The 16,337-nt window shown below is 71.2% G+C and carries 13 protein-coding genes; 3 read left to right on the top strand and 10 right to left on the bottom strand.

The window, feature by feature from the left end:
• Positions 1–23: 23 nt before the first annotated feature.
• From B9O00_RS25905 to B9O00_RS25880, 6 genes are all read right to left on the bottom strand, one after another.
• The gene (locus B9O00_RS25905) at positions 24–1,544 is read right to left on the bottom strand and encodes a B12-binding domain-containing radical SAM protein (RefSeq protein ID WP_085125621.1); all 1,521 of its coding nucleotides are present in this window, start codon (positions 1,542–1,544) and stop codon (positions 24–26) included.
• On the bottom strand, positions 1,537–2,481 hold the full coding sequence (locus tag B9O00_RS25900; RefSeq protein ID WP_085125620.1) for a GDP-L-fucose synthase family protein: 945 nt from the start codon (positions 2,479–2,481) through the stop codon (positions 1,537–1,539). Before B9O00_RS25900 ends, B9O00_RS25905 begins: the two co-directional genes overlap by 8 nt.
• 4 nt (positions 2,482–2,485) lie before the next feature.
• Positions 2,486–3,424 carry an NAD-dependent epimerase/dehydratase family protein gene (locus B9O00_RS25895; protein WP_085125619.1) on the bottom strand — a complete coding sequence of 313 codons (939 nt, stop codon included), beginning with the start codon at positions 3,422–3,424 and terminating at the stop codon, positions 2,486–2,488.
• Positions 3,425–3,433: 9 nt separating this feature from the next.
• Entirely contained in the window at positions 3,434–4,606 is a 1,173-nt protein-coding gene (locus tag B9O00_RS25890; protein WP_085125618.1) for a DegT/DnrJ/EryC1/StrS family aminotransferase, read from the bottom strand.
• Positions 4,607–4,785: 179 nt separating this feature from the next.
• Positions 4,786–5,841, bottom strand: coding sequence for an alpha-ketoacid dehydrogenase subunit beta (locus B9O00_RS25885; protein ID WP_085125617.1), 1,056 nt, complete (start codon positions 5,839–5,841; stop codon positions 4,786–4,788).
• A complete protein-coding gene (locus tag B9O00_RS25880; RefSeq protein ID WP_085125616.1) occupies positions 5,828–6,775 on the bottom strand; it encodes a thiamine pyrophosphate-dependent dehydrogenase E1 component subunit alpha in 948 nt (315 codons plus the stop codon). Before B9O00_RS25880 ends, B9O00_RS25885 begins: the two co-directional genes overlap by 14 nt.
• 328 nt (positions 6,776–7,103) lie before the next feature.
• Here B9O00_RS25880 and B9O00_RS25875 point away from each other — a divergent pair, with 328 nt between their 5' ends.
• Together B9O00_RS25875 and B9O00_RS25870 are read left to right on the top strand one after the other, a co-directional pair.
• The gene (locus B9O00_RS25875; RefSeq protein WP_200808665.1) at positions 7,104–7,766 is read left to right on the top strand and encodes an acyltransferase; all 663 of its coding nucleotides are present in this window, start codon (positions 7,104–7,106) and stop codon (positions 7,764–7,766) included.
• Positions 7,767–7,770: 4 nt separating this feature from the next.
• The gene (locus B9O00_RS25870; protein ID WP_159460334.1) at positions 7,771–9,291 is read left to right on the top strand and encodes a B12-binding domain-containing radical SAM protein; all 1,521 of its coding nucleotides are present in this window, start codon (positions 7,771–7,773) and stop codon (positions 9,289–9,291) included.
• On the opposite strand, the gene B9O00_RS25865 is transcribed toward B9O00_RS25870, so the two are convergent.
• Genes B9O00_RS25865 through B9O00_RS25850 form a run of 4 tightly spaced genes read right to left on the bottom strand, consistent with a single transcriptional unit; the run spans position 9,245 to position 13,604 of the window.
• The gene (locus B9O00_RS25865) at positions 9,245–10,324 is read right to left on the bottom strand and encodes an SGNH/GDSL hydrolase family protein (RefSeq protein WP_085125613.1); all 1,080 of its coding nucleotides are present in this window, start codon (positions 10,322–10,324) and stop codon (positions 9,245–9,247) included. The two genes, B9O00_RS25870 and B9O00_RS25865, sit on opposite strands and share 47 nt — an antisense overlap.
• Complete coding sequence (locus tag B9O00_RS25860) at positions 10,321–11,445, bottom strand: SGNH/GDSL hydrolase family protein (protein WP_085125612.1); 1,125 nt, start codon at positions 11,443–11,445, stop codon at positions 10,321–10,323. Before B9O00_RS25860 ends, B9O00_RS25865 begins: the two co-directional genes overlap by 4 nt.
• Positions 11,446–11,452: 7 nt before the next feature.
• Positions 11,453–12,640 carry a dTDP-4-amino-4,6-dideoxygalactose transaminase gene (gene rffA / locus B9O00_RS25855; protein ID WP_085125611.1) on the bottom strand — a complete coding sequence of 396 codons (1,188 nt, stop codon included), beginning with the start codon at positions 12,638–12,640 and terminating at the stop codon, positions 11,453–11,455.
• Positions 12,641–12,644: 4 nt separating this feature from the next.
• A complete protein-coding gene (locus B9O00_RS25850) occupies positions 12,645–13,604 on the bottom strand; it encodes a glycosyltransferase family 2 protein (RefSeq protein WP_159460333.1) in 960 nt (319 codons plus the stop codon).
• Positions 13,605–13,884: 280 nt separating this feature from the next.
• On the opposite strand from B9O00_RS25850, the gene B9O00_RS25845 reads away from it, so the two are divergent.
• Entirely contained in the window at positions 13,885–16,266 is a 2,382-nt protein-coding gene (locus B9O00_RS25845) for a putative glycosyltransferase family protein (protein WP_085125609.1), read from the top strand.
• The last annotated feature ends 71 nt before the right edge of the window (positions 16,267–16,337 follow it).

Below are 16,337 nucleotides of genomic sequence, written 5' to 3'. Positions count from 1 at the left end.
CCGGGACTCCTGTCCGCCCATGGTCAGGCCGTGGCCTCCAGGACAGGCTCGATGCACGGCTCGAGCAGCCACCGACGCAGCTTGTGCGCTGCCATCGCCTCGACGTGGGCGCGCGCCTCCGCGCCGAAGCGCTGCGCGAGCATGTCCAGGTAGCGTGGGTTGGCGAAGTACTCGTGGAACGCCCCGTCCCGGAACCGCAGGACTTCGGCGGCCGTCATGGTCCCGGTCGGCAGCGGCCGGCAGTCGTAGGAATGCTGGGAGTAGCCGGACCAGCCCTCCGGCAGCGGCCAGCCGTTCCGCTCGGCGAGGGCGTGAAGCCGCGAGCCCGGATAGGCCATGGCCGAGTAGAAGTTGGCGAACTCGCAGTTGAGCTCCTTCGCCAGATCCAGGGTCGCCCGCATCGTCTGCGGCGTGTCGTCGGGCAGGCCGAAGATGTAGTTGCCGATGACCGCGATGCCGGCGTCCTGAATCCGGCGGACGACGGCGACGATGTCGTCCTGCCTCAGGCGCTTGTCCGCGCCGTCGCGGACATGGGCCGAGCCCGATTCGATGCCGAGCGCGAGCCAGCGGAAGCCGGCTCGACGCAGCAGCCCGAGCAGCGCCGGCCTGACGGTGTCGACCCGCGCGTAGGCCCAGAGGTTGAGCCGTTCCGCATAGCCGAGGCCGATCAGCCCTTCGCAGATCGCGCGGACGTGGCGCTCGTTGAGCACGAACATCTCGTCGACGATCTTGAAGGTCGCGACGCCGTAGCGGCGATGGAGGTGGTCGACCTCCGCGACGACCCGCTCCGGCGCCCGCATGCGGTAGCGGTTGCTTTCGAAGGGGGCATTGATGCAGCAGAAGCTGCAGCTATAGGGGCAGCCGAGCGAGGTGTAGATCGAGGCGTAGGGCTGCCGCGCGGCCAGGTCGCCGAAGCACTGCCAGTTGTGGGCCCGGTAGCGCGCCATCGGCAGCAGGTCCCAGACCTCGCCGTGGAGGTCGGCGTCGAGGTCGGCGATCAGCGGCGCGGCGCGGTTGATCACCGCCGGGCCGCCGGGCGCGCGGCGCCAGACGAGCCCCTCGATCGCGGCGAGGTCGGGGCCCGGACCTTTGAGGGCCTGCACCAGCTGCACGACCGTCACCGGCCCCTCGCCCTTGCAGACGAAGTCCACCGCCTCCTCCGCCAGGGTCCGCTCCGGCAGGGCCGAGGGATGGCCGCCGGCGATCAGCAGCGGCTGACCGGGACAGGCCGCCTTGATCGCCCGGCAAGCCTCGCCGGCCGCGACCATGGTCTGGGTCGAGGCCGAGGGCTGGTGGCCGAAGGCGACCATCACCGCCAGCACCGGCCGGCGCTCGGCGACCGCGCGGCCGACCTGGGCGGGACCCAGCGCGAGGGCCTCGGAATCGAGGATCTCGACGGTGAGGCCGCGGTCGCGGGCATAGCCCGCGATCAGGCGGCACCAGAGCGGCGGCTCGATCGCGGTCAGCTCGCGCCCGAGTTGCTGGTAGACGCGCTCGCGCCCGCCCGGATTGATCAGCAGCAGGTCCAGGCCGCCCTCAGCCATGGCCGGCCTCGCGGTACCAGCGCCAGGTCGCGGCCAGGCCGTCGCGCAGCGTCGTCCGCGGCCGCCAGCCGAGGGCCTGCAGGCGCGCGGAGTCCAGCCGCTTGCGCGGCATGCCGTCGGGCATCGAGTCGTCGAAGGCGAGAGGTGCGTCGTAGCCGACCGCCTCGCAGACCAGGGCGGTCAGCTCGGCGATGCTGACCTCCTCCCCGCCGCCGACGTTGATGATGGCTTCCTCGCTATAGCGCTCCATCAGGAAGACCAGGGCGTCGGCGGCGTCCTCGACGTAGAGGAACTCGCGCAGCGGCCGGCCGCTGCCCCACACGACGACCGCCGATCCCGCCGCCTTGGCGGCCGCGACCTTGCGGATCGTCGCCGGCACGACATGGCCGGCCTCCGGGTCGAAGTTGTCGCCCGGCCCGTAGAGGTTCGCCGGCACGGCCGAGACGAAGTCGCGGCCGTACTGCCGGCGGTAGGCGGCGCACATCGAGATTCCGGCCAGCTTGGCCATGGCGTAGGCCCCGCTGGTCGGCTCCAGGGGCCCGGTCAGCAGCGCGGACTCGGCCATCGGCTGCGCACAGAGCCGCGGATAGATGCAGGACGAGCCGAGGAACATCAGGCGCTCGACGCCGGCCAGGTGGGCCGCATGGACGACGTTGGTGGCGATCGCGGCGTTGTCCCGGAAGAACTCGCCCGGCCGCTCCGCGTTGGCGCGGATGCCGCCGACCCGGCCGGCCGCCAGGAACACGGCCTGGGGGCGCCGCTCCGCCATCCAGTCCTCGACCGCCACGGCGTCCCTCAGGTCCAGCGCCTGCCGGTCCACGGTCAGCAGCTCGCAGCCCGTCGCCGCCAGGCGGCGGACGAGCGCCGAGCCGACCAGGCCCCGGTGCCCGGCGACCCAGACGCGCTTGCCCGCCAGAGGGTAGTGGAGCGTCGCCATCGGCCTAGACGTTGCCATAGACCGAGTTGCGGATCATCCGGTAGCCCTTGAGCAGCTCGACGATGCCGCGGTCCAGGTCGTGGCGCGGACGCCAGCCGGTGCGCTCGAGCTTCTCGTTGGACACGATGTAGTCCCGCTTGTCGGGGTCTTCGCCGATCGGCGCCTCGAAGACGACGAGCTCGGGAACGTGTCTGGCAATGACCGTGCAGAGTTCGCGCTTGGACAGGTTCGCGTCGGACAGGCCGACGTTATAGGGCTGGTCCTTCATCCTGTCGAAGTTTTCGAGGCCGAAAAGGAAAGTCATCGCGACGTCGCGGATGTGGATGTAGTTGCGCTTGAAACCGCTCTCGAACAGCACGATGGAGCGGTCGGTGCAGGCGCGGTAGACGAAGTCGTTGACCAGCAGGTCGAGGCGCATGCGCGGTGACATGCCGAACACGGTGGCGAGGCGGAAGCTGATCGCGTTGCCGCGATCGAGCAGCGCCTTCTCGACCTCGACCTTGTGGATGCCGTAGAGCGAGACCGGCCGCAGCGGCGTCTCCTCGGTGCAGAACCTGTCCTTCTCGCCGATGCCGTAGCCCGAGTTGGTGATCGGCATCAGCACGCGCTGGTCCGGCGAGAGCCGGCGCAGCAGCATGAGCTGCGCGTCGAGGTTGGTGCTCGTCGCGCCGACCGGGTCGAGCTTGCAGAGCGGTGCGCCGACCAGGGCGGCCAGCGGGATGACGACGTCGGCGTCCTCGAGCAGCCTGCCGATCAGGCTCTCGTCGCGGCAGTCGCCGCGCACCAGCTCGAAGTTCGGGTCGGCGCAGCAGTGGGCGAGGCTGTTCTGCCTGAACAGGAAGTTGTCCAGCACCGTCACCCGGTGGCCGGCCGCGAGCAGCTCGGGCACCAGGATCGAGCCGAGGTAGCCCGCGCCGCCGGTGACCAGGATGGAGTGGTTCATGGGTGCTCTCTAACCGCAGGCCCGGTCCAGGACCTCGCGCAGGCGCCGGATCTGCGGCTCGAGGTCCCGGGGATGGTTGCCGACGAAGAAGCCGAAATCGTGGGCGAGGTCGGCGTTCGGCGTGGCGCCGCCGACGACCTCGTGGTCGTAGAGGCGGATGACGTCGTGGCGCAGGAAGTTGCCGCCGGTGATGATCCGGAAGCCGATGTCCGCCTGCTTGAGGGCCGCGAAGACCCTGCTTCTGTCCGGGCCGCGCGCCGGGTTCAGGATGATGGTGAAGGAGAAGGCCGAGCTGCGGCCGTGCTCGCGCTGGATGATGAAGCGCTCGTCGCCGGCGAAGAGCTGCTGGAACAGCGCCAGGTTGCGCCGGCGCAGCTCGGTCATCGCCGGCAGCTTCCGGAGCTGGACCCGGCCGACCGCCGCCTCGATCTCGAGCGGCCGGACGTTGTAGCCGGGCAGGATGAAGCGGTAGGCCTCGAAGTGGTCGTCGCTGCCGCGGCGGTAGACCGGCGAGTCGGGCGGCAGGTCCCGGGTCCAGCCGTGGGCGCGCAGCGAGCGGCAGAGGTGGGCGAGCTCCAGATCGTCGGTCAGGATCATCCCGCCCTCCATCGTCGAGATGTGGTGCGAGAAGAAGAAGCTGAAGGTGTTGAGGTCGCCGAAGGTGCCGCACTTGCGGCCGTTCAGCTCGGCGTCCATCGACTCGCAGTTGTCCTCGAGCAGGGCCAGGCCGTGTGCGTCGGCGAAGGCGCGGATCCGGTCGAGCCCGGCCGGGTTGCCGAGGATCGAGACCGCGACGATGGCCCGGGTGCGCGGCGTCAGCGCCTCCTCGAGCCGTTCGACGTCGAGATTGAGCGTGTCCAGGGCGACGTCGAGGAAGCGCAGGCGGAGGCCGTGCTGCTGCAGCGGATGGTAGGTCGTGGCCCAGGAGATCGCCGGGACGATGACCTCGTCGCCGCGCTGCAGCGGCCGCTCGCGGCGGTGGCAGAGCGCGCCGACCGAGACCAGGTTGGCCGAGGAGCCGGAGTTGACCATGATCGCATGCTCGACCCCGAAGTAGGCGGCGAATTCGGCCTCGAAGGCCTTGACCTCCGCCCCCATCGTGTAGGCGCCCGACTCGATGACGCGCTTGGCGACCGCGATCTCTTCCGCGCCCCAGGTCTGGGCCGCGAGCTCGTAGTACATCCCCCCAGTCCTTCGTCTGCTCGACAAAGGTCGCGATTCGACGCCACCCTCCGGCCGGCTTGCCGTCGAGACCTTGCTCTCGCCTGAGCTAACCGATCCCGATCGCTTCCGCCAAGTCGATTGCGCCGACGGTTGCGACGACGCCCTGCCGCGCTCACCGCCGCCCCTGCTGCTGTGCATCAGAACGGCCCCCTGAACTGGATCGAGGCTGACCGCGTCGCCTCGGGCAGCCGCGGTGGCCGTTCCGGGTGCACGAGGGTCGCCGCCGCCTCCGCGATGCGCCGGGGCGTCGGGTAGAAGTCGGCTTCCAGCCAGGGGCTGGTCGGGCAGGTCGTGTCGGCGAAGCCGAGCCGGCGGATCCGGATACCCGCCGTCTCGGAGGTGCGCTCGACGACGGCGGCGACGATCTCGGCCGAGGCGCCGCACGTCGTCCAGCCGTTGTCGACGACCAGCAGCCGCCCGGTCCGGCTCGCCGATTCGACGATCGTGTCAACATCCAGCGGGCGCAGCCAGACCGGGTCGACGACCTCGGCCGCGATTCCGGCCTCGGCGAGCAGCGCCGCCGCCCGAACCGCCTCCTGCACCATGTTCGACACGCCGACGATCGTGACGTCGTCGCCGCGCGTGCAGAGCCGGGCCCGCCCGGGCGGGACGGCATAGGCCCCCTCCGGCACAGGCGTCTCCGTCGGATAGAGCAGCCGGTGCTCCATGAAGATCACCGGGTTGTCGTCGGCGATCGCGGCGAGCAGGCAGCCCTTGGCGTCGTGGGCGTTCGCCGGCGCGACGACCTTGAGTCCCGGCACGTGCATGAACAGCGCGTGCAGGCCCTGGCTGTGCTGGGCGCCCTGTCCCCAGGACTTGCCGATCATCGAGCGCACGACCAGCGGCACCGAGACCTGGCCGCCCCACATGTAGCGGGCCTTGGCCGCGATGTTGACCAGCTGGTTCATGCAGAGCAGCAGGAAATCCATGCGGATGTGCACGTGGATCGGCCGCAGGCCCGCCATGGCGGCGCCGATCGCGAGGCCGGTCATGGCGTCCTCGGAGAGCGGCGTGGTGAACACCCTGTCCGGCCCGTACTTCTGCTGCAGGCCCTTGGTCGAGCCCTGGATGCCGAGGTGATCGTCGACGTCGAGGCCGAACAGGAAGACCGACGGATCCGCGGCCATCGCCAGGTCGGTGGCCTCCCGCAGGGCCTCGACGTAGCGCAGCACGCGCGGCTCAGGCGTAGACATCGGCGAACAACCCCTCCGGTGCCGGTGGCGGGCTGTCCTCGGCGAAGCGGACCGCCGCCGCGATCTCGGCCTCGATCTCGGCGTCGATCCGCCGCCGCGGCTCCGCCGCCAGCCGTGCCGCGAGACGCGGCAGCGGATCGGACTCGATCCAGGGCTCGGCCTCGGCGCGTGAGCGGTAGCCCTGGTCGTAGTCCTCGTCCGGCCCGACGTGCTGGCGCCGGCGGTGGACCAGGGCCTCGATCAGCTGCGGCCCGGTCCCGGCGCGCAAGGCCGAGACGGCGGCCTCGGCGGCGTCGCGGATCGCGTGGAGCCCGCCGTCCGCGATCCGCGTCGACGGCACGCCCAATGCCTCGGCGACCCGGCAGATGCCGTCGGGGACGGCGCGTCGCTTGGCCAGCGGCTCGTGGATCGCGAGGCCGTTGTTCTCGACCACGAACAGCAGCGGCAGCCGGCGCAGGGCGGCGAAGTTGAGCGTCTCGTAGAAGCAGCCTTCCTCGGTCGCGCCGTCGCCGAGGAACACCGCCACCACGCGTCCGCGCCCCGCCTGCCTGGCCGCCAGCGCATAGCCCGCTGCCACGGGGATCTGCGAGGCCACGACGGCGCTCGAGCCGATCACCCCGGCCGCCGTGGAGATGACATGCATCGAGCCGCCCTTGCCGCCGCAGCAGCCGGTCGCCTTGCCGTACATCTCCGCCATGATCTCCGCCATCGAGCCGCCCTTGGCGAGGTACATGGCATGGCTGCGATAGGACCCGCCGACCCAGTCGCCTTCCTCGAGCAGGTCGCAGACGGCGACCGCCGCCTGCTCCTGGCCGATGGCCAGGTGGATCGGGCTCTTGATCCTGTCGGAGGGGTAGATCTCCGCCGTCACTTCCTCGAAGCGGCGGATCCGCTTCATCGAGCGATAGAGTCTTTCCTCCAGGGTGGAGGCCATGCCGTGCCGTCCTTGCCGATGGGATGCGGTGTCGCGGATCGCGTCGCCTTCTTAGCGCCCTATGCTGCGGCTTGATAGGAGGGAGTGCGGCGGACCTGCCGGCAGAGGCCATGGACCGGGGGAACAGCTCGTCGCGCCGGGGATGGTGCGGCGGAGCGACCGCTGGCTTCCGCACACCGGGCAAGCAGCCTCTACCGGTCTCGTTGGAATGCCGGCGAATCGCGCGGTGCGGCCGACTGTCGCCGATTCGCCGTCCGGCGTGAGCAGGAGCGTCGGAAGACGGGCGGTCGTTGTTATTTTCCGATTCCGCGTGTCAGAATGTTCGGCCTTGGAAAGTGGGGCGACCGTTTGGATCGACATCGGGACAATGGCCTATCTGGAACCGGAGGCGCTGGCCGCCCTGGGGCTCGCGAAGCTCGGACACAACGTCCGGATCAGCAGCCGCGCCGTGCTCTACGATCCGCACCTCATCGAGATCGGCGACAACACGCGGATCGACGACTTCTGCGTCGTCTCGGGGCGGGTGACCCTCGGCCGCAACGTCCTGCTGACCGTGTACTGCAACGTCGCCGGCGGCCGGACCGGCGTCGTCATCGACGATTTCTCGACGCTCGCCTACGGCTGCCAGGTCTTCGCGCAGTCGGAGGACTACAGCGGCCGGTTCCTGAGCAATTCGACCGTGCCGCTGGCGTTCCGGCGGGAAACCTGCAAGCCGGTGCACCTCGCCCGACACTGCATCGTCGGCGCGAACAGCGTCGTGGTTCCCGGCGTGACGCTCTCCGAAGGCACGGCGGTCTACGCGATGTCTCTGGTCACCAAGACGACCCTGCCCTGGTCGATCTACTTCGGCGTGCCGGCACGGCGGCTGAAGGCCAGGCACCGGGACCTGCTCGACCTGGAGCAGTCCTATCTGGCCGGGCACGGCGGGGACTGCCGGGATATGGATGTGCTGGAAGATGCGCGGGCACGATCGCGCAATGACGGAGGATGACCCCTTGAAGATCTGCTTGATTCGTCCCGGTCTCGTCACGACCGCCGGTGCCATCGGCATCGAGATCATCCTGCCGCTCGGCATCGCCTATCTGGCGGCGCATCTGCGCCAGGAGGGCTTCGAGGTCTCCTTCGTCGACGCGGTCGGCGAGGACATCGACGCCTTCAGCCCGCTGCCCGACCTGCCCGATGGCGTGCAGCGCGGCATCCCGGACGAGGAGACCGTGGCGCGGATTCCCGCCGACGTGGACGTCATCGGCGTCTCCTGCATGTTCTCGGTCGGCTGGGTCATCTCCCGGCGCCTGATCCAGGCGGTGCGCCGGCGCTTCCCCGATGCGGTCCTGATCATCGGCGGAGAGCATGCGACCGCGATGCCCGAATACTGCCTGCGCGACACGCCGGAACTCGACTTCGTGGTGCTCGGCGAGGGCGAGCACACGACGGCGGAGCTGCTGCACACGCTGGAGCGGGGCGGCGATCCGGAGACCGTCACCGGCGTCGCCTTCCTGCGCGACGGCGAGTACCGGGTCGCCCCGCCCCGGGCGCGCGAGCGCGAGCTCGTGAGCCTGCCCTGGCCGGCCTGGGACATGCTGCCGGTCGAGAACTACCTGAACAACGTCACCGCCGGCCTCGAATACGGCCGGACCATGCCGATCATCGCCAGCCGGGGCTGTCCCTACGAGTGCACCTTCTGCTCGAACCCGGTGATGTGGGGCAAGCTCTGGCGGGCCCGGCCGGCCGAGGACGTGGTCGCCGAGATCGAGCACAACGCCCGCACCTACAACATCACCAATGTCGACTTCTTCGACCTGACGACGATCGTCAAGCGCTCCTGGATCATCGAGTTCTGCAACATGATGATCGAGCGCAGGCTCGGGGTCACCTGGCAGCTCATCACGACCCGCTCCGAGATGATCGACGAGGAGGTCACGCGCCTGATGAAGCAGGCCGGATGCACCTACGTCACCTACGCGGCCGAGAGCGGCTCGACCCAGGTCCTGACCGACATCAAGAAGAAGGTCGACCGCGAGGCGATGCTGCGCTCGATCGGCTTCTCCGTCGACTCCGGGCTCGGCGTGAAGATGAACTTCGTGTGCGGCTTCCCGGACGACAGCCTGAGCGACATCCTGGCCAGCTACAAGATGGCGGCGCGTGCCGCCTGGCGGGGCGCCCACGACGTCGGCTTCTTCCCCTTCACGCCCTATCCCGGCTCCGCGCTGTTCCAGCGTCTGCTCGACGAGGGGAAGATCACCATCAACGACCAGTTCTTCTTCGGGCTCGCCTCCTACAACTTCAGCCAGATCAGGTCGGTCGCGCGGAACTTCAGCGACCGGCAGCTGCAGTTCCTGTGCCTGACCGGCATCGCGCTGTTCTACCTGGTCAGCTTCGGACGCCGTCCGGTGCGCGCCTGGGACCTGCTGCTGGAGATCCTCCGCTCGGAGGGCAAGACCAAGCTGTCCGCTGCCCTGGTGCGCATGATCAAGAAGCGCCGCGGTCTGAAGCAGGCGGCGACCGCCGGAGCCTGACCGGAGCCTGTCGCGGGCAGGCCACGACCCGATCCGGCCGGCCGGTCACGAAGGCGACGATCTGTTGTGCGACCAGCGCGTGCAGGGCCGCCGAGGGGTGCGGGTCGACGGCGTTGGCGGTCCAGCGGCTCATCTCGGCGGCATCCGGCTGGGCGCCGATCAGCGCCGCCACGTCGAGCAGCCCGTCGCCCGGCCGGCAGGTCGCGAGAAAGTGGTCGGCCAGCGGCGCGATGTAGGCCTGCCTCGACAGCTCGAACAGCGGGACCCCTTCCAGGACGTGGCTGTTGAGGAAGGGAAAGACCACGAAGAGCACGGCCGAGCCGGCGCCGCGCGCGGTGGTCCAGAGCTGGTCGAGGTCTCGCAGATGGGTCGCGAGCCGCCGGTCGTCGCGATAAGCGCGGAACAGGCCTTTCACGTAGGCGGGGCCGAACGACCTGAGGAAGATCGGCTGATAGAGATAGTCGGCGAGGTAGGAGACCTCGGACAGCGCGAGCAGCTGCCGGCCGAGCCATCCCGGACGCGGGACCTGGGGCCCGCTGCTCAGGTAGGCGATGTCGTTGCCGAAATACTGATGGACGACCAGCGCCGTCGGCGAACGGGAGCGCAGGAGGACCGATGCCAGGAGGGCGCGCTCGTCCCGGGTATCCGCCCCCGACCTGGCGGAGGTCTCGACCGCGTAGCCATCGCCCAGGGCGGCGGCCACGCGCGCCGGGAAGGTCTGCGCCGGATCGACGCCCTGGCCTTCGGTGAAGCTGTCGCCGAGGAAGAGGATGCGCGGCCGGTCGCCCGGGCCCCCCGCCGAGACCGGCTCTGCGCCGCGAACGGGATGCCGCGCATGGAAGCGCGCGTCGAGGATGCCGAGGCCGATGCCCGAACTGCGCGGCGCTATCGCCAGGCGGGCGATGCCTTCGCAGGCCAGGCAGGTGATGGCGATCGACAGGACCACCAGGAGCAGATTGACGATCCAGCCGCGCAGCCGGGCCCGACGGGACCGTCGCCCGCCGTCGGCGCGATCGCGCCCCGCCGCGTTCATCGCGGGGTACCGCCGTCAGGCGGGGGCGGCGGCTCCGCTTCGCTGAACCAGGTCCGCCGGATCGCGTCGGCGATCAGGCGATGGCCGGCCGGCGAGGGATGCCAGTTGCCCGGTATGAACAGCGGCGGGCGCCCCGCGACCTGCTGGTAGCGCTCGATCTCCGGCGTCAGGTCGAGGAACGAGAGCGGCTTGCCGGCGAGGGCAGCCCGCAGGGCGTCGCTCGGCGGCGTCAGGACCCCGCGCCGGTTGGTCTCGGGAATGTAGACGACCAGCAGCCGGGCGCCGGACCCCGACACCTCGGCCGCCAGGGCGCCGAGCAGGAAGTCGGCGGCCGCCTGGCGCCGCGCCGGCGTGTCCTCGTAGCGGAAGGTGCCGAGCGTGGCGATGCGCTGCAGGTCCATGCGCGCCTTCCACAGGACGTCCGCCGGGCCGACGTGGTCGGTGAACACGACTTCCCTGAGGAAGCGCCCGCGCAGCCCGGCGGGTATGCTGCCCCGCAGCGACGGCGGTGCGATCGACGGCTTGCCGGTCGCCGCGTCGAAGGTGACCGACGCGACCGGCAGGCAGTAGGCGGAGATGCTCGGGGCGCAGGGCGAGAGATTGCGCCGCAGGTGGTCCGCGATGATCGCGTAGATCACCGTCCGGGGATGCAGGTCCCGGTCGCGCCGCCAGACCTGCAGGGCCTGCACCGTGCCGTAGCTCGGGTAGGCGAGGTTGGCGACCGGGCCGAGCGCGGCCTCGCGCGCCAGGATCGAGGTGAAGGTCTGCTCGTTCTCGACGCCGTAGCCGAAGGCGAAGGAGCCGCCGATCGTCATGACCTCGACCTCGGGGGCGGTCCGCTGGCCCGGGCGGTCGACCCGGGCCCGGCGGCCGTCGAGGTAGAGATGGAAGTCCAGCCCGGAGCGGGGGTCGAGCCAGTGGGTCCGGCCGTTGGCGCGACCTGTGAAGCCGAGCTCCGGGTCCTGGGACAGGGGAAAGTCGCCGGCGACCCGGATCGGCAGGTGCGGGAAGGGATCGTCGAAGGCCCGCCAGGTGTAGTAGGCGAGCGCAATCGCCAGGGTTGCCGCCAGCACGCCCAGGACCAGGATGCCGTGGAACAGCAGGCGCCTGCCGGGGGTCATGGCCGGGCTAGTCGGCACCGCAGCGGCCGCTTCCTGCCGGGCGGGGGACGTAGTCCGTGACGGCGTCGATCACCTCGTCCTGCTCGGCGTCGGAGAGGGTGGTGAAGAACGGCAGGCGCAGCAGGCGGGCGCCGGCGCGCTCGGCCTGCGGGCAGTCGCCGGGCCGGCCACCGTAGCGCCGCCCCATCTCCGAGAGGTGCAGCGGCACGTAGTGGAAGACGGCGAGGATACCGCGGCGGCCCAGGTGCTCGATCAGGCCGTCGCGGTCGGCGGCGCTCGGCATCACCAGGAAGTAGAGGTGGTCCGGCGGGCCGCTGTGCGCCGGCACGGCCGGCCGGGCGACGCCGTGCGCCTCGGCCCAGGCCGCCAGGCCGGCGTCGTAGCGCCGCCAGAGGCGGGCGCGCCGGTCGCGCACGGTCTCGCGCTGCTCGAGCTGGCCGAGCAGGAAGGCCGCCTGCAGGTCGCTGAGGCCGTAGCTGCCGCCGAGGTCGCGCCAGCTGTACTTGTCGACGGCGCCGGCCAGGAAGCGCGTCCGGTCGGTGCCCTTCTCGTGGACGATCTCGGCGCGCCGGGCCAGCGCCGGGTCGTTGACCAGCAGCGCACCGCCCTCGCCGCAGCTGAAGTTCTTGGTCTCGTGGAAGGAGAGGCAGGCGAGCGCGCCGAAGCTGCCGAGCGGCCGGCCCCGGTAGCTGGCGAAGGGGCCGTGCGCCAGGTCCTCGACCACGGCGAGGCCGTGGCGTGCCGCGAGCCCCAGGACGGCGTCCATCTCGCAGGCGACGCCGCCGTAGTGCAGCGCGACGACGGCCCTGGTGCGCGGACCGATGCGCTCGGCGAGCCGCTCCTCGTCGAGGCAGAGGGTGTCGGGACGGACGTCGGCGAAGACGATGCGCGCGCCCCGCAGGGCGAAGGCGCCGGCGACCGTGACGAAGGCGAAGGAGGGCACGACGACCTCGTCGCCAGGGCCGATGCCGAGCAGGACCGACGCCATCTCCAGGGCGTCGCTGCAGGAGGTCGTCGGCAGTGCCAGCGGCACGCCGAGCGCGCGTTCGAGAGTGGCACGCACGCGCGCCGAATAGGGGCCGCCGCCGCCGATCCTGCCGCTCGCGACGGCGTCGGCCAGATAGTCGCGCTCGCGGCCCAGGCAGGCGACCCGGTTGAAGGGAATGCGATGGGCTTGGGTCTGCGTGCCGTCCATGCCGTCAGTCCTGCCCGGCCAGCGCCTCGTCGGTCGTCCTGGCGACCACGTAGGGCGGCCGGCCGATCGCCACGGCGTAGAGCCGGCCGAGATAGTGGCCGAACCAGGCGAGCAGGCAGAGCTGCAACCCGGCGAAGAGGGCGGCGACGGCCGACAGCTCGAGCAGCCCGACCCCGCGACCGCCCGCGACGAGGATCCCCGCCCAGGCAGCGCCGAGGCCGGCGGCGCCCGCCGCCGCGCAGGCCAGGCCGAGGCCGGCCATGAGCCAGGGCGATGGCGAGCCGAAGCCGAGCAGCGTGTCCAGTGCCAGGTCGACCAGCTTGCGCAGGTTGTAGCTCGAGCGGCCGGCGGCGCGCGGACGATGCTCGATCGCGACGGTGGCGATGCGCGACGTGCTCCAGCTCAGCAGGACGTCGATCGACACGAAGGGGGTGCGATGGCCCGAGAAGGCCTCGCGCAGCCGCGTCCGGAACGCCCGGAAGGCCGAGAAGCGCGTCGGGCCGCTGGGTCTGTCGACCCGCGCCAGCCGGCCGAGCAGCCAGGAGGCCGCGATCCGCCAGAAGGGGTGCCGGTGCCGGGCCGGCTGGCCGTAGACCAGGTCGATGTCGTCGCCCAGCGCGGCCAGCAGGGTCGGGATCTCCTCGGGCGGATGCTGCAGGTCGTCGTCGATCGTCACGATCACCGGATGGCGCGCCTGCCGGATGCCGCAGAGCAGCGCGTTGTGCTGGCCGACGTTGCGTGCCAGGTCCACGCCGCGCACCCAGTCGAATCGTCGCGCCAGGTCGCCGACCGCCTGCCAGCTTGCGTCCTCGCTGCCGTCGTTGACCAGGACGAGCTCGAGCGGAAAGCGGCGCGGCGCGAACGTGCGGTCGAGTCGCTCTGCGAGGTCCCGCAGCGTCGACGCGCTGTTGTAGACGGGAACGACGACCGAAAGGCCGCCAATACGGGACGAAGCGTCTTCCACCTTGCCGCCTGTCGCGAGAGCGGTCCCCGACCGGGCGGGGTTCCCGCAAGGACTGCCCGTTTTTCCGCGGGCGGTAAAGCGCGACCCGCGACAGGTCCGGTTGAAGCGCCGTGCGGCGGCGGCTAAGCATGTCGCGCGATGGGCGCTGCGCCGGGCGACCGGTGCCACCGCCACCGACCGAACCGAACGAGTTCCTCATGCGCTCCGCCGACAGGCATCCGAACCCTGCCGCAGTCGTCGTCGACCCCGCTGTCGAGCGCCGCGGCGTGCGGGCGCGCCGGTGAACGGGGGCGCGGCGCCGGAGCCGCTGTCGCCCAGGCGGCGCGACATCGTCCTGGTCGCCGCCGTGGCGCTGCTCCTCGACCTGCCGATCCTGCTGCCCCACTACTACGCCAGCCACGACCTGCTCGAGGCGCTGAGCTACTTCGACTACCTCTATTCCGGGCTGCTCCACGACCATGCGGTGCCGCAGTGGGACCCGCTGGTCTTCTACGGCATCCGCACCGGCATCCTGCAGTTCCCGCTGCCGTCCTTCGCCTATGCCCTCGGCCTGCTCGGCTGGGCCACGGGCTGGCACGACTCGCCGCACCTGCTCTATCTCTCGCTCGCCGCAGAGCGGGTCTTCTTCGCGGTCTCGCTCTACTACCTCGCCCTGACGCTCTACCGGACGCGGATCGCCGCGGTGCTGGTACCCTGCCTGTCGGCGGCGGCGGTATTCTGGTTCTTCGTGCCGACCTTCAACCTCTACGCGATCGCGTTCCTGCCGCTCGCCCTGCTGTGTCTGCTCCGCTTCTGGCGGAGCGCCTCCTGGTCCTGGCTCTGGCTGAGCGGCGCGGCACTCTCCGTCAGCGTGACCATTCCCTACCTCGGCGCGGCGACGGCGCTCTGCTTCGGCGCGATCACCGTCGCGCTGTTGCTCCAGCATCCCTCGCCCGGGGTCTTCCTGAGCCGTCCCTCGCTTGGCGCAACCGCCGCCTTCCTGCTCTGCGTCCTGCTGCTGGCGGCCGTCGGCCTGCTGCTGGCCCACGCCCTGGAAGGGTTCGACCTCGTCGCCCCCTCGCGCGGCGACGCCGCCTCCGTCGCCCTGCGCGCCTTCCTCCACTACAGCGTGTCGCCGACGCTCGACGCCGTCGCGCAGGCCTTCGTGCTGGGCTGGACGCCGACCGCCCAGTGGCCGTCCTACTTCGGGCTGCTGCCGCTCGTCGGCGCGCTGGCCGCCGTGTTCTTGCTCGACGGGAAGATCCTGCGGGCGCTCGCCCTCGGTGCCTTCGTCGTGCTGCTGCTGACCAATGCCAGCGAGGCGGCGGTGGCAATGTTCCACGTCCCGGCGATGCAGTACTTCCGGCACCTTCAGCATCTCTTTCCGATCCTCAAGGTGTTCCTGGCGCTGCTCGCCGGCTTCGCCTTCGACCGCATGGTCGCCGGCCTCGCGGCGCCGCGAGGCCCGCGATGGCTCCGGCCCTGGCCGTTGCTCCTGGCCTGGCTCGGGCTGGCGGCCCTGGTCGATGCCGTCGCGGGGCCGGTGCTGCGTGCCGCGGATCCGTCGATCCTTTCGGACTTCGGTCTCGGGGCGCCGCCGCTGCAGGGCGGAGCGGTGCTGGCCGCCTACCTGTCCTACCTGCGGGTCGCCGCCTACGGCCTGGCCGGTCTCGCCGCCTGCCTGCTGATCCGGCGCGGGCCCGCCCGCCCGCGCGTTCTCGCGGCGCTGCTGGTCGCCGCCGTCGTCTTCGACCTTGCCTCCTACCAGTGGCAGGCCTTCCAGCAGTGGCAATGGGACCGCACCGACGATCCCGCGATCCTCGCGGCCTTCCGGCCGCGGCCTCCGTCGCTGCCGCTTGAGCGGGAACGGGCGCCGAGCGACGCGACGGCGGCGCGGGTCATCGCCGGCTTCGCCGAGCATGCCCGCGCGCTCAGGAGCACCAACTATGCGCTCTACGAGACGCTGCTCGGCTTCGACCGCTGCTTCCCCGTCGCACGCGTGCACTACCTGGCCGGCGGCCCGGCGCGTCTGATCACGCTGCGCGGCGGCCATATCGTGCCCGGAGCCGTCGGGTCCGAGGTGCCATGGCACGACGAGGCGCTGATGACGGTGCTCGGCTGCGGCAGCCCGAAGTTCCGGCTCGTTCCCAATGCCGTCGTCGCCGGTTCCGTCGAGCAGCGCGAGCAGCTGATCCGCGGGACGCCGGCGCTGGACCGCACGGTGATCCTGGGCCCGCTCGAGGGCAGGCCGGCGCCGCCGGTCGTACAGGGACTGCCGCCGACCGCCGGCAGCGTGCGACTGACGGGCTATTCGGCCGACCGCATCGAGCTCGCGGTCGACAATCCCTCGCCCGATCCGGTCTGGCTGGTCTATGCCGACGCCTACGATCCGGGCTGGAGCGCGACGGTCGAGGGCGCGGCCGCACCGACCTACCGGGCCTATGGCGCCTTCAAGGCCGTGTCGGTGCCGCCGGGCAAGAGCCGCGTCGAATGGCGCTTCGACGCCGGCTGGTGGGCCCCGCCGCTGCTTGCCCTGCGCCTGCTGCCCGGGCTGGCGGGGCTGGCGGCGCTGCTGACCGCGATCTGCTGGCCCGGCGCGGTCTGGCGGCTCGTCGGTGGCCGCCGGTCCGCAACGTCGGAGCCCTGCGCAGCCGGTGCCTTGCCGCTCGATGGCGGCACTTGAGCCGAGCGCGGTTCCGTCGAGGAAATGGAGACGGCGCCTGCGGTCGGCCGGGTCATTGAGATCGGTCTCGA

Origin of the sequence: Tistlia consotensis USBA 355, assembly GCF_900177295.1 — a bacterium.
Classification (GTDB): domain Bacteria; phylum Pseudomonadota; class Alphaproteobacteria; order Kiloniellales; family DSM-21159; genus Tistlia; species Tistlia consotensis.
The sequence above is the reverse complement of the archived record's forward strand: the minus strand, read 5'-3'. Positions and strand labels throughout refer to the sequence as shown.

Coding starts and splice junctions, on each gene's coding strand:
- B9O00_RS25885 (WP_085125617.1), bottom strand. CDS start 5,841: ATGTCTACGCCTGAGCCGCGCGTGCTGCGCTACGTCGAGGCCCTGCGG.
- B9O00_RS25865 (WP_085125613.1), bottom strand. CDS start 10,324: ATGAACGCGGCGGGGCGCGATCGCGCCGACGGCGGGCGACGGTCCCGT.
- B9O00_RS25880 (WP_085125616.1), bottom strand. CDS start 6,775: ATGGCCTCCACCCTGGAGGAAAGACTCTATCGCTCGATGAAGCGGATC.
- B9O00_RS25860 (WP_085125612.1), bottom strand. CDS start 11,445: ATGACCCCCGGCAGGCGCCTGCTGTTCCACGGCATCCTGGTCCTGGGC.
- B9O00_RS25900 (WP_085125620.1), bottom strand. CDS start 2,481: ATGGCGACGCTCCACTACCCTCTGGCGGGCAAGCGCGTCTGGGTCGCC.
- rffA (WP_085125611.1), bottom strand. CDS start 12,640: ATGGACGGCACGCAGACCCAAGCCCATCGCATTCCCTTCAACCGGGTC.
- B9O00_RS25895 (WP_085125619.1), bottom strand. CDS start 3,424: ATGAACCACTCCATCCTGGTCACCGGCGGCGCGGGCTACCTCGGCTCG.
- B9O00_RS25905 (WP_085125621.1), bottom strand. CDS start 1,544: ATGGCTGAGGGCGGCCTGGACCTGCTGCTGATCAATCCGGGCGGGCGC.
- B9O00_RS25890 (WP_085125618.1), bottom strand. CDS start 4,606: ATGTACTACGAGCTCGCGGCCCAGACCTGGGGCGCGGAAGAGATCGCG.